Here is a 16,219-nt window from a genome sequence, read left to right on the forward strand (position 1 = left end):
TCAGTTGTCGTAACCCAAGTTAGGCGCCAACCAGCGTTCAGTCACGCTCAATTCCTGCCCCTTGCGCGACGTATAGCTCTGCACCTGGTCCTTGTCGATCTTGCCCACGGCAAAGTACTGCGCCTGCGGGTGGGCGAAGTACCAGCCGCTGACTGCTGCCGCCGGGAACATCGCGTAGTGTTCGGTGAGGAACACGCCGCTGCGACCGGCGTGCATTTCGCTGGCCTCGGGGTCGAGCAGGGCGAACAGCGTGCCTTTCTCGGTGTGATCCGGGCAGGCCGGGTAGCCGGGAGCAGGGCGGATGCCGGTGTATTGCTCTTTGATCAACGCCTCGTTGTCCAGCGTCTCGTCCTTGGCATAACCCCAGTGTTCTTTGCGCACCTGTTGGTGCAGCCACTCGGCGCAGGCCTCGGCCAAACGGTCGGCCAGGGCCTTGACCATGATCGAGTTGTAATCGTCGCCTGCGTCCTGATAAGCCTTGGCCACTTCTTCGGCGCCGATCCCGGCGGTAGTAATGAAACCACCCACGTAGTCGGTCACTTCGCTGTCTTTAGGCGCCACAAAGTCGGCCAGGGAAAAGTTCGGCTTGCCGTCAGTCTTGATGATCTGTTGACGCAGGTGATGCAGCTTCGCCAGCGGCTTGCCGTCATCGCCGTAGACTTCGATGTCATCGTCGCGGACCTGGTTGGCCGGCCAGAAGCCGAACACCGCGCGGGCGCTGATCAGTTTCTCGTCGATCAGCTTGGCGAGCATTTCCTTGGCATCGGCGTACAGCGCGGTGGCGGCTTCACCGACCACTTCGTCTTCGAGGATGCGCGGGAACTTGCCGGCCAGGTCCCAGGAGATAAAGAACGGCGTCCAGTCGATGTATTCGGCCAGCACCTTCAGGTCAATATTGTCCAACACACGAGAACCGGTGAAGGTCGGCTTGACCGGCGCGTAAGTGCTCCAGTCGAACTGCGGCTTCTTGGCGATGGCCGCCGGGTAGCTCAAGCGTTCGGTGCGGGCGCTGCGGTTGGCGGTGCGCTCGCGGACTTCGATGTATTCCAGGCGCGTCTTCTCGACAAACGCCGGCTTCAATTCCTTGGACAGCAATTGCGTCGCCACGCCCACGGCTCGGGAGGCGTCGGTAACATAGATCACCGCGTCGTTGCTGTACTTCGGCTCGATCTTCACCGCGGTGTGCGCTTTCGAAGTGGTCGCGCCACCGATCATCAACGGCAGGTGGAAGTCCTGACGCTGCATCTCGCGGGCCACGTGGACCATTTCATCCAGCGAAGGCGTGATCAGACCGGACAAACCAATGATGTCGCACTTCTGCTCCTTGGCCACCTGCAGGATCTTCTCCGCTGGCACCATCACGCCGAGGTCGACGATGTCGTAGCCGTTGCAACCCAGCACCACGCCAACGATGTTCTTGCCGATGTCGTGCACGTCGCCCTTGACCGTGGCCATGAGGATCTTGCCCTTGGCTTGCGGCTTGTCGCCTTTCTCCAGTTCAATGAACGGGATCAAGTGCGCGACAGCCTGCTTCATCACGCGGGCAGATTTCACCACTTGCGGCAGGAACATTTTGCCGGCGCCGAACAGGTCGCCGACGATGTTCATGCCAGACATCAGCGGGCCTTCGATCACTTCGATCGGACGGGCGAACGACTGACGGGATTCTTCGGTGTCTTCAACAATGTGCGTGGTAATGCCTTTGACCAGCGCATGCTCCAGACGCTTGTTCACGGGCCAGCCGCGCCACTCTTCGGTCTCGGCCTCCTTGACACTGCCGTCGCCCTTGTACTTGTCGGCGATGGCGAGGAGGGCGTCGGTGCCTTCCGGGGTGCGGTTGAGCACTACGTCTTCCACGGCGTCACGCAGTTCGGCCGGGATCTGGTCGTAGATCTCCAGTTGGCCGGCGTTGACGATCCCCATGGTCAGGCCGTTGCGGATCGCATACAGCAGGAACACCGAGTGGATCGCCTCACGCACCGGGTTGTTGCCGCGGAACGAGAACGACACGTTGGACACGCCGCCAGAGGTCAGCGCGTACGGCAGTTCGTCGCGGATGTAGGCGCAGGCATTGATGAAGTCCACAGCGTAGTTGTTGTGTTCTTCGATGCCGGTGGCCACGGCGAAGATGTTCGGGTCGAAGATGATGTCTTCCGGCGGGAAGCCGACTTCGTTGACCAGAATGTCGTAGGAGCGTTTGCAGATTTCTTTCTTGCGCGCTTCGGTGTCGGCCTGGCCGGCTTCGTCGAACGCCATCACGACAACTGCGGCGCCGTAGCGCTTGCACAGTTTGGCGTGATGAATGAACTGCTCGACGCCTTCCTTCATGCTGATCGAGTTGACGATGCCCTTGCCCTGGATGCATTTCAGGCCGGCTTCGATCACTTCCCACTTGGAGGAGTCGATCATGATCGGTACGCGGGAGATGTCCGGTTCACCGGCAATCAAATTGAGGAAGGTCACCATGGCCTTCTTCGAATCGAGCATCCCTTCGTCCATGTTGATGTCGATCACCTGGGCGCCGGCTTCGACCTGTTGCAAGGCGACTTCCAGGGCTTCGGTGTAGTTGTCTTCACGGATCAGACGGGCGAACTTGGCGGAACCGGTGATGTTGGTCCGCTCGCCGACGTTGACGAACAACGAGCTGCGATCAATGGTGAACGGTTCCAGGCCCGACAAGCGGCAAGCTTTCGGGATCTCCGGAATTTCACGCGGTGCATAACCGGCCACGGCTTTGGCGATGGCTTCGATGTGGCCCGGCGTGGTGCCGCAGCAACCGCCGACGATATTCAGGAAGCCGCTTTGGGCGAATTCTTCGATGACCTTGGCGGTTTCCGACGGCAATTCGTCGTACTCGCCGAATTCGTTCGGCAGGCCGGCGTTCGGGTGCGCGGAAACGTGGGTACCCGCCTTGTTCGACAGCTCTTCCAGGTACGGACGCAATTCGCTGGCGCCGAGGGCGCAGTTCAGGCCGACCGAGATCGGCTTGGCGTGGGCCACTGAGTTCCAGAACGCTTCAGTGGTCTGGCCGGAGAGGGTGCGGCCGGAGGCGTCGGTGATAGTGCCGGAGATCATGATCGGCAACTCGATGCCCAGCTCTTCGAAAACCCCTTGCACGGCGAAGATCGCGGCTTTGGCATTCAAGGTGTCGAAGATGGTTTCGATCAGGATCAGGTCGGCGCCACCTTCGATCAGGCCTTTGGTGGCCTCGGTGTAGTTTTCCACCAGTTCGTCGAAGGTCACGTTGCGGTAGCCGGGGTTGTTCACGTCCGGGGACAGCGAGCAGGTGCGACTGGTCGGCCCGATCACGCCGGCGACGAAGCGCGGTTTTTCCGGGGTTTCGAGGGTCTTGGCGTCGGCAATCTTGCGCGCCAGGCGTGCGCCTTCTACGTTTAACTCATACGCCAGGCCCTGCATGCCGTAGTCGGCCAGGGAAACCTGGGTGGCGTTGAAGGTGTTGGTTTCCAGAATGTCGGCGCCGGCATCCAGGTACGCCTTTTCGATGGCACCAATCACGTCCGGGCGGGTCAACACCAACAGGTCGTTGTTGCCTTTCACATCGCTCGGCCAATCGGCAAAGCGCTTGCCACGGTAATCTTGCTCTTCGAGCTTGTAGCTCTGGATCATCGTGCCCATGCCGCCATCGAGAATCAGGATGCGCTCTTTAAGGGCGTGCTTGAGAGCTTGAAGGCGAACGCTGCGATCGGACATTTGGACTACTCGGTAAGGCCATGACGAAGGGCCGGGATAATAGCAAACCTGTGCGCTTTTAGAGCATGCCAAGGTTTTGCATGAATATCGTTCATGTTGGTGGCAGGTCTGGACCGGTAGAATCGCGGCGTTTTTACAGGATTGGGACCAGGGATATGTCGTATCGCGTCGTTGTCAGCATTCTATTGCTGCTTTCAAGCTGGGGCGCCGATGCGCAAAGTCCCGCCATTTCCTATACCCGAGATATTCAACCGATCTTCACCGAAAAGTGCGTGGCCTGCCACGCGTGCTACGACGCCGCCTGTCAGCTCAATCTGGGCAGCGGTGAAGGGGCGGCCCGCGGCGCGACCAAGATTGCGGTCTACGACGGCGAGCGCAGCGTCGCATCCTCGCCAACCCGACTCTTCTATGACGCCTTCGGTAAACTGGCCTGGCAGCACAAGGACTTCTATTCGGTCCTCGACGCCCAAGGCAGCCAGGCAGCGCTGATGGCACGGATGCTTGAGCTGGGCCACAAAACCCCGCTAACGCCTAACGCCAAGTTGCCGGAAGACATCGTGCTGGGCCTGAATCGGGAAAACATGTGCGCCATGCCGGCGGAGTTCGATGGTTATGCCGGCGCGCACCCGAAAGAAGGCATGCCGCTGGCGGTGACCGGCCTGACAAATCAGCAGTACCAGACCCTGCAACGCTGGCTCGCCGCCGGTGCGCCGATTGATGAACAAGGCCTGGTGCCCAGCGCCAGGGAAGCGCTGCAAGTGGTGCAGTGGGAAAATCTGCTCAACGCACCGGGCGCTCGTGGCAGCCTGGTCGGGCGCTGGTTGTTTGAACACTTGTTCCTGGCGCATATCTACTTCAAGGATGGCGAGCCGGGGCATTTTTTCCAGTGGGTGCGTTCGCGCACGCCGACCGGCCAGCCGATCGACCTGATCAATACCCGCCGGCCGAACGACGATCCGGGCACGCAGATTTATTACCGGTTGTGGCCGGTGCAAGGCGTGATCGTGCAGAAGACCCACATCACTTATCCGTTGAGCGCGGCGAAGCTGTCCCGGGCCAAAAGCCTGTTTTTCAGCGGCAATTGGCAGGTCAACGCCTTACCGGGTTACGGCCCGGAGCGCCGGGCCAATCCGTTCACCACGTTTGAGGCTATCCCGGCCCAGGCGCGTTATCAGTTCATGCTCGATAACGCCGAGTACTTCGTGCGCACCTTTATTCGCGGTCCGGTATGCCGTGGGCAGATCGCTACAGATGTGATTCGCGACAACTTCTGGGCACTGTTCCAGGCCCCGGAACACGACCTCTACATCACCGATCCGAACTATCGCGGCAAGGCCACGCCGCTGCTGGCAATGCCGGGGCAGAACGACGACGTCGGCAGCGTGTTGAGCCTGTGGCATGACTACCGCAACAAACGCAACGAATACGAAGCCCTGCGCCGGGACAGCTACGCCGAGGCGCCGGCGCCGAGCTGGTCGACGCTGTGGGCCGGTAACGACAACGCGCTACTGAGCATCTTCCGCCACTTCGACAGTGCTTCGGTGACCAAGGGCCTGATCGGCGAAGTGCCGCAGACGATGTGGTTGTTCGACTATCCCTTGCTTGAACGCACCTATTACCAGTTGGCGGTGAATTTCGACGTGTTTGGCAACGTCTCCCATCAGGCCCAGACGCGGCTGTATTTCGACCTGATCCGTAACGGCGCCGAGCAGAACTTCCTGCGTTTGATGCCGGCCGATTCGCGCAACGACTACCTCGACGATTGGTATCAGAGCGGCGGCAAGTTCAAGATGTGGCTGGATTACGAGTCCATCGACAACGACAAGCCCAGCGCGCTGACACTCGACGAAAAAGACCCGAAACGGGATTTCGCCATGCAATTGCTGGCCCGTTACGGCGACCTCAACGCCACGCCGGATCCGATTAACCGTTGCGATGGTGCGTATTGCTCGCGGCCGAACATCGACCCGGCGTTGCAGAACGCCGAACAAGCCTTGAGTCGCCTGACTTCGCGTCCTGCAGCGGGTTTGAAGGTCATTGATCAGTTGCCGGAAGCGACGATGTTGCGTATCGAAACCGCAAGCGGCAAACGCGAGATCTACAGCCTGCTGCGCAACCGTGCCCACAGCAACGTGGCATTCATACTCGGTGAATCCCTGCGTTATCAGCCGGGGCTCGACACGTTGACCATTTACCCAGGTGTGCTCAGCAGTTATCCGAACTTCATGTTCAACATTCCGGCCGAGCAGGTGCCTGAGTTTGTCGATGCGATGGAAAGGTCGAAGGACGCTGACAGCTTCGAGAGGATCGTTGAACGCTGGGGTGTTCGGCGCAGTCATCCGCAGTTCTGGTTCTACTTCCACGACCTGAGCACGTACATCCACGAAACTGACCCGGTGGAAGAGGGCGTGCTGGACATGAACCGCTACGAGAATCTTTGATCATTTGAGAGTGTTCTGCTGTCCCAATTCCGACTAGACCCACATTCCCTGTGGGAGCTGGCTTGCCAGCGATGAGGGCGGCCCATTCAACAATGATGTTGACTGACGCGCCGCTTTCGCGAGCAAGCTTTGCTCCTACAGGGGGCTTGCGGTGGTTTGTGAATTTCGATTGGAGGGCCGTCGATGTTGATTTCTGTACAAGCGCTGCGCGCCATCGCAGCCTGGGCGGTGGTCTGCCACCATTTCATGCAGATTTTCTTCGACTTCAAGGCTCGCGGGCCGGTGGGGCAGGCGTTTATCGACAAGGGCGCCGTGGGCGTCGACATCTTCTTCGTCATCAGCGGTCTGGTGATCTTCCTGTCCACCGAGGCCAAGTCGCTGCCGCCGGCGCGGTTTCTGCTGTATCGAATGTGCCGCATCGTCCCGGCGTACTGGCTGTACACGGTGCTGATGGCGCTGGTGGTGGTGTTCGCTCAACCGGTGTTGCCGGATCAGACGGTCGACTGGTCGCATTTCCTGCTGTCGCTGTTGTTCATTCCTACGCAAAACCCCGGCGGCTACGGGATTTATCCGACGCTCAATGTCGGTTGGACGCTGAATTACGAAATGCTGTTTTACCTGCTGTTCGCCTGGGCACTGCTGTTTCGCTTGCAGGTCAGGTTGCTGATCGTCGCGGCGCTGCTGTTCGCGGTGTGCCAGGCCTGGACCGGTTATGGCTGGATCAGCCAGTTCTACCGATCCGACATCGTTTATGAGTTTCTGCTGGGGATTGCCATTGGCATGGTCTACCGCAAGGGTTGGATCAAGCCCGGTTTATGGCTGCCGCTGCTGGGGATCGCTGGTGCCTTACTGACGATTTATCATCTGCCGCCGGCACCGCGACTGCTGGCCTGGGGTTTGCCGAGTGCCGTGTTGGTGATGGCGTGCATCGCGCTGGAACGTTATTTCAAGAACAATCGGGTGTTCGAACTGCTCGGTAATTGTTCCTACTCGGTCTACTTGATGCATGTGCTGGTGCTGTCGGCCGGCGGATTTATCGCACAACAGTACGATGTGAATCCTTACGTCATGTTTGCCGTTTGCGCGGCCACCATTGGCGTGGCTTCCTGGGCAAGTTACGAATGGGTGGAAAAACGCAGCTATCGGTGGCTTAAAGCCTGGATCGACGGCGAAACAGTTGCTCAGCCCGTGCAAGCTCTTTCCCGACAAAAATACTAGGACTTTGTGCGGCGCGATGATTGGCGTAAACTGCGCCCAAGCCTGCGAGGAGTTTCCATGACCGCTATTACCATCACTGACGCCGCCCACGATTATCTGGCTGATCTGCTCTCCAAGCAGAACACCCCGGGCATCGGCATCCGCGTCTTTATCACCCAGCCTGGCACCCAGTACGCCGAAACCTGCATTGCCTACTGCAAGCCGGGCGAAGAAAAACCTGAAGACACTGCGTTGGGGCTCAAAAGCTTCACCGCTTACATCGACTCGTTCAGCGAAGCCTTCCTGGACGATGCGGTTGTCGACTACGCCACCGACCGCATGGGCGGCCAACTGACCATCAAGGCGCCAAACGCCAAAGTTCCGATGGTCAACGCTGACAGCCCGGTCAACGAGCGCATCAACTACTACCTGCAAACCGAAATCAACCCGGGGCTCGCGAGCCACGGCGGTCAGGTTAGTCTGATTGATGTGGTCGAGGACGGCATCGCCGTTCTTAAGTTCGGCGGCGGTTGCCAGGGCTGCGGCCAGGCGGACGTCACCTTGCGCGAAGGCATCGAGCGCACCTTGCTCGAGCGCATTCCCGAGCTCAAGGGTGTACGCGACGTGACTGACCACACGCAGAAAGAAAACGCCTACTACTGAGTAAGGTGTTCGCTGCGACATAAAAAACGGCGCCCCGTGAGCGCCGTTTTTTTATGGGTGGTCGATTTTCCTATGGCTGCCATGACCTGTGGCGAGGGGGCTTGCCCCCGTTCGGCGGCGAAGCCGTCGCAAGACCTAAAATGCTGGGGCCGCTTCGCAGCCCAACGGGGGCAAGCCCCCTCGCCACAGGGTTGTGTGTGAACTCAGGGCCTGTAGAGATGCGCATGCCCCGCGCGATACAGCGACGATTCACTAAATTGATCGCTGCCCAACACCCGACCCACCAGTATCAACGCCGTACGCCGAAACCCTTTGGCCTCGACCTTTGCGGCAATGTCCGCCAGCGTCCCCACCACCCAATCCTGATCCGGCCAGGTCGCGCGGTGAATCACCGCAATCGGGCAGTCGGCGCCGTAATGCGGCAGCAATTCGGCGAGGATCTTCTCCAGATGATTGACCCCTAAATGAATCGCCATGGTCGCCCCGTGTTGCGCCAGGCTGCCTAGCTCTTCGCCGGCCGGCATCGCGGTTTTGTCGGCGTAACGGGTCAGGATCACGCTTTGCGAGATGTCCGGTAAGGTCAGTTCGGCGCCCAGTAGCGCAGCGCAGGCGGCGGTAGCCGTGACGCCCGGGATGATTTCGAACGGTATATCGAGTTCACGAAGGTAACGAATCTGCTCGCCAATCGCGCCATACAGGCTCGGATCGCCCGAATGAACACGGGCCACATCCTGCCCCTTGGCGTGGGCGGTTTTGATCAGTTCGATGATCTGTTCCAGGTGCAGTTCGGCGCTGTTGACCACCGTTTCAGCCTGGTGGCCGTCCAGCACGGCAGCCGGCACCAGGGAGCCGGCATAGATGATCACCGGGCAGCTGCGAATCAGCCGCTGGCCTTTGACGGTGATCAGTTCCGGGTCGCCGGGACCTGCGCCAATGAAGTAGACGGTCATCGTCCGTTCCTTTGAAAAAAGAGTCTGTGAGAAAAAGGGCTGTGCAAGGCTTCAGATGAAGATTGCTCATGATCGAAGGTGGGGATTATCGGGTTTTTACGCGGCACTGGCCAATGCGAGGGTGGCCTGAGCGTATTTTTGCCTGGGAATCAGCAGCTTCGCCGGTGCCTGGGCCAAGTGTTCGGCGAGTGCCAGGGCGGCACTTTCCGCTACGCCGTAGCAGCCGGTGCGTTCGAAGGCGATCTGCGAATGGTGGCTGAGCTGTGGCTGATAACCGGCCAATTGTTCGCTGCTGAAGTACATCACTTCTAGCCCAAGCTGCGCGGCCAATTCGATCAGGCCAGGCTCATCACGTTTCAGGTCGATGCTGGCCAGGGCCTTGATCGCACGAAGTTCGATTTGATGCGCCTGTAATGCCTGATCCAACAGCGCCCGCAACGTGCTGGCGGGGCAGCCGCGCTGGCAGCCCAGGCCGACCACTAAGGTCGGCGCTGCGCTGTTATCCGTCATGCGTGGTATTGGCCATCGCTTTTGCGGCGGAACAACCAGGCGCTGATCAGGCCCAGGGCCAGCCAGAACGCCACGTTGGTCAACTGCGAAGCGATTTTGAACTGAGACTCCAGGGCTTGCGGGGCCAGCATCGAGTGGACTTCCGGTTGTGGCGCGCCGATTACATGCGGTACCGCCAGAATCGCCACCCCGAAGATTTTCATCAGCCAGTGACGGCTGAACACGATCAGCGCGATGCCGACAGCGGTAGAAGCCGCAGTGCCGACCCACCAGATCTGCCGTTGCGCCAGATCGGCGGCGGCAGTGCCCGGCAGTTCCGGCGGCAGACCGAGGGTCGGCGCCAGCACAAACGTCGCGTAACCGGCCAGGCCCCAGAGCAGGCCTTGAGCGGTTTTGGTCGGTGCACGCAAGGTGTACAGGCCGGCGAGCATCAGCGCAAAGCCAACCGCGACTACCAGGTTACCGCCGGTGGTCGACAGCACGCGCTGCCAGCCGTCTTCCGGCTCCCAGGCTTCGGCGTCGTGGGTGTGAGCAGCCATGGCGCCTTCGGTGTGCTCGTGAGCTACAGCGGCGGCAGGTTCGGATTTTTCGTAGGTTTCCGCCTGAAGAATCAGCGGGGCGACCCAGAAGCTTTGCAGCAGGGTCAGCAGCAGGGCGGCGAGGAGCCCGGTGAAACCTGCGGTTTGAGCGATACGCTTGATCATGTCAGCAGGTCTCAATGGCACGGGAACGCGGAGCTGTGACGGGTATCGTGCGCAGCGTTGTGCACCGCTTCGATGTGCGAGAAACCGGCGAAATACACCAGGCACGCGCCGAGGATCGACGCGCAAACGGCGGCGGTCAGGCGTTGGCTCAAGGTTGTGGTGGTACTTGCAGTGCTGTGGTCGGTGCTGCTGATGATCGACATGGCGCTTCCCTCTGGTCTGTCAGCGGGTGAATAGAGCGCATGCAAACCCCTGCGAGCGTGCGCGCAGAGACTTAAACAGCGCCCGCCCACCGCGGGTTTGTTATTCAGTGATCGTACTGGTCACTTTGTGTTGCGGGCCGGTCTCCGGGCTCGCGAGGGGTCAAGGCTTACGCCGGAACCTGCAAGAATCGCCTTCCCATGCCGAACTGCTGGCACAGTGGATCTGATTCTTCACTCGCTTACCGTTGCGGGGGCAGCACCGGACTGACATGGCTTTAGAGTAAAGCACATGATTCACCGGTTTCCCGTTTCACCCTGTGAAGGGCACCCGTAACAAGGCGCACAGGAGACCATGGGCGGGGCGGGGGAGTCAATTGGCAAGGGTTCTCAGTTAGCTTTTGTGGCGAGGGAGCTTGCTCCCGGTGGGTTGCGAAGCGACCCCCTTCATTCCTTCAGACAAATGTTGCAAGCAGGTCTTGCGACGGCTTCGCCGCCGAGCGGGAGCAAGCTCCCTCGCCACAGGGGATCGCTAGCGTCTCATGAACATTGACCCGCCCCCACACCATGCGTAGCCTTGCGCTTTCGAGGTTCTTCGGCGTTTGCCGAAGCTAAGAAGGGAACGCGGTCGATGCCGCGGCTGCCCCCGCAACTGTGAACGGTGATGTTCGCTGCCACGCCACTGCACGCTCCAGCCATGGAGCCCGCGGGAAGGCGCAGCAAACGCCAGTCTAACGACAGGCACACCGTCAGCCAGGAGACCTGCCTCGAAACGAATTCTCACTACAACCGGGCGGGGTGATCCGGTGGCGAAATCTTCCGCGCATCCTTCGCCGCGGTCGTCGTCCCGTTTGCCCGCCACCTTGCCAAAGGGCATCCGATGAAAACACTGGCCAAACTCCCCGTCACCATCGTTACCGGCTTCCTCGGCTCGGGCAAAACCACCTTGCTGCGCCATATGCTCGACAACGCGCAAGGTCGCCGCATCGCGGTAATCGTCAACGAGTTTGGCGAGCTGGGCATCGACGGCGAAATCCTCAAGCAGTGCTCCATCGGCTGCACCGAAGAAGAAGCCAACGGCCGCGTCTACGAACTGGCCAACGGCTGCCTGTGCTGCACCGTCCAGGAAGAATTCTTCCCGGTGATGCGCGAATTGGTGGCCCGTCGCGGCGACCTCGACCACATCCTGATCGAAACCTCGGGCCTGGCCCTGCCAAAACCACTGGTGCAAGCCTTCCAGTGGCCGGAAATCCGCAGCGCCTGCACCGTTGACGCTGTTATCACCGTGGTCGACAGCCCGGCCGTGGCCGCCGGCACCTTTGCCGCGTTCCCGGACCAAGTCGACGCCCAGCGCAAACTCGACCCGAACCTGGACCACGAATCGCCGCTGCACGAACTGTTCGCCGACCAACTGGCCAGCGCCGACCTGGTCATCCTCAACAAGGCTGACCTGATCAGCCCTGAAGACCTGGCCCGCGTGCGCCTTGAAGTCGCCGAAGAACTGCCGCCCGCAGTAAAAATCATCGAAGCCAGCAGCGGCCGCGTGCCGTTGGACGTGCTGATCGGCCTCGGCGCCGGTTCCGAAGAACACATCGACAGCCGTCACAGCCATCACGACCATCACCACGGTGAAGGTGATGACGACCATGATGATCATGACCACGACGCCTTCGACTCGATCTCCATCGAGCTGCCGCAAGCCGACGAAAGCCTGCTGATGGATGCGTTGACCCAACTGGTGGTCAAGCACGGCATCCTGCGCGTAAAAGGCTTCGCCGCGATCCCGAACAAGCCGATGCGCTTGCTGATCCAGGGCGTGGGCACGCGTTTCGACAGGCATTTCGACCGTCAGTGGGGCGCCGAAGAAGCGCGCACCACCCGTTTGGTGTTGATCGGCCAGGAACTGGATGCCGCTCAACTCGAAGCGCAATTGCGCGCCGCGCTCAGCGTTTAAGCCATGCATTTGCTTAGGACCCAGCCCGGCGGTTTCGTGTCGGATGACAACATTGCCGACCTCGGACAAACCCCCGCCGAACTGGTGATCCTGTGCAGCGGCGATTCCAGCCTGGCGCTGCTCGCCGAAGCGGCGCAGCAGTTGCCCGATGACTACCCGAGCGTGCGCCTCGCTAACCCGATGCAGGTGCAGAATCACGCTTCGGTCGACTTGTACGTCGACGAAGTGCTGCGTCACGCCAAGGTGATTTTGATCTCGCTGCACGGCGGCATCGCCTATTGGCGTTACGGCGTCGAGCGGCTCGTCGAGCTGTCCGAGCGGGGTGTGCAACTGATTCTGGTGCCCGGCGATGACCGCCCGGACCCCGAGCTCAGCGACTTGAGCACCGTCTTCGCGCAAGACCGCGATCGTCTGTGGCAGTTTCTGCGTCAGGGCGGCATGGCCAACGCCCTGGATTTTTTCCGCTGTTTGGCCAATCGCTGGCTGGATCGCGATTACGCCTGGGCCGAGCCGCAAACCCTGCCGCGCACCGCGATCTACCACCCGAATAAAAGCCCCGCTGAACTGAGCGATTGGCAAGCCGACTGGCAGGCTGATCAACCGGTGGCGGCGGTGCTGTTCTATCGCTCGCATTTGCAGGCGGCGAATACCGGTTTCATCGATATTTTCTGCCAGCGTTTGCAGGCGGCGGGGTTGAACCCGTTGCCAATAGCGCTGGCCAGTTTGAAAGAGCCCGGCTGCCTGACAGTGGTCGAGGACTTGCTGGACGAAGTCGAAGCGGCGGTCATTCTCAACACCACCGGTTTCGCCCAATCCAGCCCCGAAGCGCCGCACTTGCGGCCGTTTCGCCGCAACATTCCAGTGATCCAGGCGATCTGCGCCCAGGACAACGAACCCGGCTGGCGCGCCAGCGAACAAGGCCTCGGCCCACGCGATCTGGCGATGCACATCGCGCTGCCGGAACTCGACGGGCGCATCATCAGCCGGCCGATCAGCTTCAAGGATCTGGCCTGGCGCAGCGAGCGCAGTCAGTCCGACGTGGTCTGCTACCGGCCGCAACCTGAGCGCATGGACTTTGTCGCCGAACTGGCGCGGCGCTGGATCGATCTGGCGCGGGTGCCCAACGGCGAAAAACGCATCGCGCTGATCCTCGCCAACTACCCGACGCGCGATGGTCGCATCGGCAACGGCGTCGGTCTCGATACGCCGGCGGCGGCGCTGAACATCCTGCGTGCGCTGTATAAAGAAGGCTACCCGCTGCCGGCCGAACTACCGGACAGCGGCACCGCGTTGATCCAGCAATTGCTCGGTGGTGTCAGCAATGACCTCGACACCCTCGACCAGCGCCCATGCATGCAAAGTCTGGCGCTGGACGACTACTTTTTGATGTTCGACGCACTGCCTGAAGCCAATCGCCAAGCGGTGCTGGAACGTTGGGGCCCGCCGGAAAACGATCCGATGTTCCGTGGCGGACGGATGATGATTGCGGGTTTGCGCTTCGGCCTGACCTTCGTCGGCATCCAGCCAGCCCGGGGTTATCAGGTCGATCCGAGCGCGGTCTATCACGATCCAGACCTGGTGCCGCCCCACGGGTATCTGGCGTTCTATTTCTGGTTGCGCAACACCTACGGCGCCCACGGCGTGATCCACGTCGGCAAGCACGGCAACCTCGAATGGCTGCCGGGCAAGGGGGTCGGGCTCTCGGAAAACTGCTGGCCGGACGCGTTGCTTGGGCCGCTACCGAACATCTATCCGTTTATCGTCAACGACCCGGGCGAGGGCGCGCAGGCCAAGCGGCGTACGCAAGCGGTGATCATCGATCACCTGATGCCGCCGCTGACCCGGGCCGAAACCTACGGTCCACTACGTAACCTTGAACTGTTGGCGGACGAGTATTACGAGGCGCAGTTGCTCGATCCGCGCCGCGCCCGGGAGTTGCAGCGCGACATCCTGCAACTGGTGCGCGACACCCACATCGACCGCGAACTGCAACTCGACGAAAAACTGAATAGCGATGCCGACGCGGCGATCTGGTTGCCGCGTCTGGATACGTATCTGTGTGATTTGAAGGAGTCGCAGATCCGCGATGGCTTGCACATTTTCGGCGAATCGCCGACCGGGCGTTTACGCATTGATACGTTGCTGGCCTTGCTGCGGATTCCACGGGGCGATGGCAAAGGCGCGCAATCGAGTCTATTGCGAGCCCTCGCCAAAGCCTTCGCGCTCGGCTTCGATCCACTCGACTGTGCGCTGGCTGATCCATGGACAGGCCCACGCCCCGAAGCGCTGCAATCACAAAGCAACGAGTCTTGGCGCACCGCCGGCGACACCCGCGAACGCCTCGAACTGTTTGCCACGACCCTGATTTCCCAAACACTACAAACCCCGAGTGGGAGCGAGCCTGCTCGCGAAGGCGTCCTGTCAGCCGCTACCCATTTACCTGACCCACCGCTTTCGCGAGCAGGCTCGCTCCCACAGGAGGCGGGTTGGGCTGACGTGAATGCGATCATCGACGGCCTCCGCGAAGTCGTCGCTCCAAGACTGGACGCTTGCGGCCCCGCGGAAATGCGCGGCTTGCTCGACGCCCTCAGCGGTCGTTTCGTCCCCGCCGGGCCAAGCGGTGCACCGAGTCGCGGTCGCCTCGATGTACTGCCCACCGGGCGCAATTTCTATTCGGTGGACGTGCGCAACCTGCCGACCACCACGGCGTGGCGCATCGGCTTCCAGTCGGCCAACCTGATTCTCGAACGGCACTTGCAGGACCACGGCGATCACCTGCGTCAGCTCGGCCTGTCGGTCTGGGGCACGGCGACCATGCGCACCGGCGGCGACGACATCGCCCAGGCTATGGCGCTGATGGGCGTGCGACCGGTCTGGGCGACGGGCAGTCAGCGGGTCGACGACTTTGAAATCCTGCCGCTGAGTTTGCTGGACCGCCCGCGGGTGGACGTGACCTTGCGGGTGTCGGGGTTCTTTCGTGATGCCTTCGCCAACCTGATCCGGCTGTTCGATGCTGCCGTACAAGCAGTCGCCGCGCTGGACGAGCCGGACGATCTCAATCCGTTGGCTGCCAAGGTTCGCGCCGAGCGTGAAGCGTTGCTGGCCTCGGGTCTGGATGAAGACGCGGCCCAGCGTCAGGCCGGTTGGCGGATTTTTGGGGCGAAACCCGGTGCCTATGGCGCGGGAGTGCAGGGCGCCATCGACGGGCGCCTGTGGCAAAGCCGCGAGGACTTGGCCGAGGTGTACCTGAACTGGGGCGGTTACGCCTATGGCGGTTCTGACGAAGGCACCGCCGCCCGTGAACAGTTCGCCCAGCGCCTGAGCCAGGTGCAAGCGGTGCTGCAGAATCAGGATAACCGCGAGCATGACTTGCTCGATTCCAATGACTATTACCAGTTCCAGGGCGGTATGCTCGCCGCCGTGGAAAGCCTCAGCGGCGAAGCGGTGGCCAGTTATCACGGCGATCACAGCCAGCCGGATTTGCCGAAGATCCGCACGTTAAAGGAAGAGTTGAACCGGGTGATACGTTCCCGGGCGGCGAATCCGAAGTGGATCGACGGGGTCAAACGGCATGGCTACAAGGGCGCTTTTGAACTGGCTGCGACGGTTGATAACCTGTTTGCTTTTGATGCGACTACGCAGTTGATCGACGATCACCAGTACGCGTTGCTGGCGGATGCCTACCTGCTGGACCCGGCGACCCGGGATTTTGTCCGCGAGCACAACCCGCATGCCTTGCGTGATATGACTGAGCGGATGCTCGAGGCGCAGCAGCGGGGGATGTGGAAAGAGCCAGGTGAGTACCGCGAGGCGCTGGAGAATTTGTTGCTCGATATAGAAGAAGACAGCTAGCACGCTTACCCCCTGAGGGAGGTTTGCCTGATGCACC

Annotated in this window: 10 protein-coding genes and 2 riboswitches; of the genes, 5 read left to right on the plus strand and 5 right to left on the minus strand. The window is 61.0% G+C overall.

All coding sequences use genetic code 11. The annotated features are described in order from the left end of the window. On the minus strand, positions 1–3,711 hold the full coding sequence (metH, locus tag JFT87_RS17740) for a methionine synthase (protein ID WP_201203257.1): 3,711 nt from the start codon (positions 3,709–3,711) through the stop codon (positions 1–3). Between the two features lie 155 nt (positions 3,712–3,866). Here metH and JFT87_RS17745 point away from each other — a divergent pair, with 155 nt between their 5' ends. From JFT87_RS17745 to nfuA, 3 genes are all read left to right on the plus strand, one after another. Further along, positions 3,867–6,152 carry a fatty acid cis/trans isomerase gene (locus JFT87_RS17745; protein ID WP_201203259.1) on the plus strand — a complete coding sequence of 762 codons (2,286 nt, stop codon included), beginning with the start codon at positions 3,867–3,869 and terminating at the stop codon, positions 6,150–6,152. A gap of 183 nt (positions 6,153–6,335) precedes the next feature. Next, the gene (locus JFT87_RS17750; protein ID WP_201203261.1) at positions 6,336–7,370 is read left to right on the plus strand and encodes an acyltransferase family protein; all 1,035 of its coding nucleotides are present in this window, start codon (positions 6,336–6,338) and stop codon (positions 7,368–7,370) included. A 57-nt stretch (positions 7,371–7,427) separates the two neighbouring features. Further along, on the plus strand, positions 7,428–8,012 hold the full coding sequence (nfuA, locus tag JFT87_RS17755) for a Fe-S biogenesis protein NfuA (protein ID WP_007898222.1): 585 nt from the start codon (positions 7,428–7,430) through the stop codon (positions 8,010–8,012). A 203-nt stretch (positions 8,013–8,215) separates the two neighbouring features. Here the strand turns inward: nfuA and cobM are convergent, their stop codons facing one another. The 4 genes from cobM to JFT87_RS17775 form a co-directional block, all read right to left on the minus strand. Continuing rightward, a complete protein-coding gene (gene cobM / locus JFT87_RS17760; RefSeq protein WP_201203263.1) occupies positions 8,216–8,962 on the minus strand; it encodes a precorrin-4 C(11)-methyltransferase in 747 nt (248 codons plus the stop codon). Between the two features lie 96 nt (positions 8,963–9,058). Continuing rightward, on the minus strand, positions 9,059–9,472 hold the full coding sequence (locus JFT87_RS17765) for a cobalamin biosynthesis protein (RefSeq protein ID WP_201203265.1): 414 nt from the start codon (positions 9,470–9,472) through the stop codon (positions 9,059–9,061). Continuing rightward, the gene (locus JFT87_RS17770; protein WP_201203267.1) at positions 9,469–10,176 is read right to left on the minus strand and encodes a CbtA family protein; all 708 of its coding nucleotides are present in this window, start codon (positions 10,174–10,176) and stop codon (positions 9,469–9,471) included. The genes JFT87_RS17765 and JFT87_RS17770 overlap by 4 nt, the downstream gene beginning before the upstream one ends. Positions 10,177–10,187: 11 nt before the next feature. Beyond that, a complete protein-coding gene (locus JFT87_RS17775; RefSeq protein ID WP_010460909.1) occupies positions 10,188–10,379 on the minus strand; it encodes a CbtB domain-containing protein in 192 nt (63 codons plus the stop codon). A 118-nt stretch (positions 10,380–10,497) separates the two neighbouring features. Further along, a riboswitch (cobalamin riboswitch) is annotated at positions 10,498–10,726 on the minus strand. Positions 10,727–10,947: 221 nt separating this feature from the next. Continuing rightward, a riboswitch (cobalamin riboswitch) is annotated at positions 10,948–11,160 on the plus strand. 96 nt (positions 11,161–11,256) lie between these two features. Between JFT87_RS17775 and cobW the strand changes: the two genes are divergently transcribed. Both cobW and cobN read left to right on the plus strand, forming a co-directional pair. Further along, positions 11,257–12,330 (plus strand): cobalamin biosynthesis protein CobW, encoded by a 1,074-nt coding sequence (cobW, locus tag JFT87_RS17780; RefSeq protein ID WP_201203270.1) that lies wholly within the window; start codon positions 11,257–11,259, stop codon positions 12,328–12,330. 3 nt (positions 12,331–12,333) lie between these two features. After that, the gene (cobN, locus tag JFT87_RS17785; RefSeq protein WP_201203272.1) at positions 12,334–16,182 is read left to right on the plus strand and encodes a cobaltochelatase subunit CobN; all 3,849 of its coding nucleotides are present in this window, start codon (positions 12,334–12,336) and stop codon (positions 16,180–16,182) included. Positions 16,183–16,219: the final 37 nt, after the last annotated feature.

Origin of the sequence: Pseudomonas sp. TH15 (assembly GCF_016651105.1) — a bacterium.
Taxonomy (GTDB): Bacteria; Pseudomonadota; Gammaproteobacteria; order Pseudomonadales; family Pseudomonadaceae; genus Aquipseudomonas.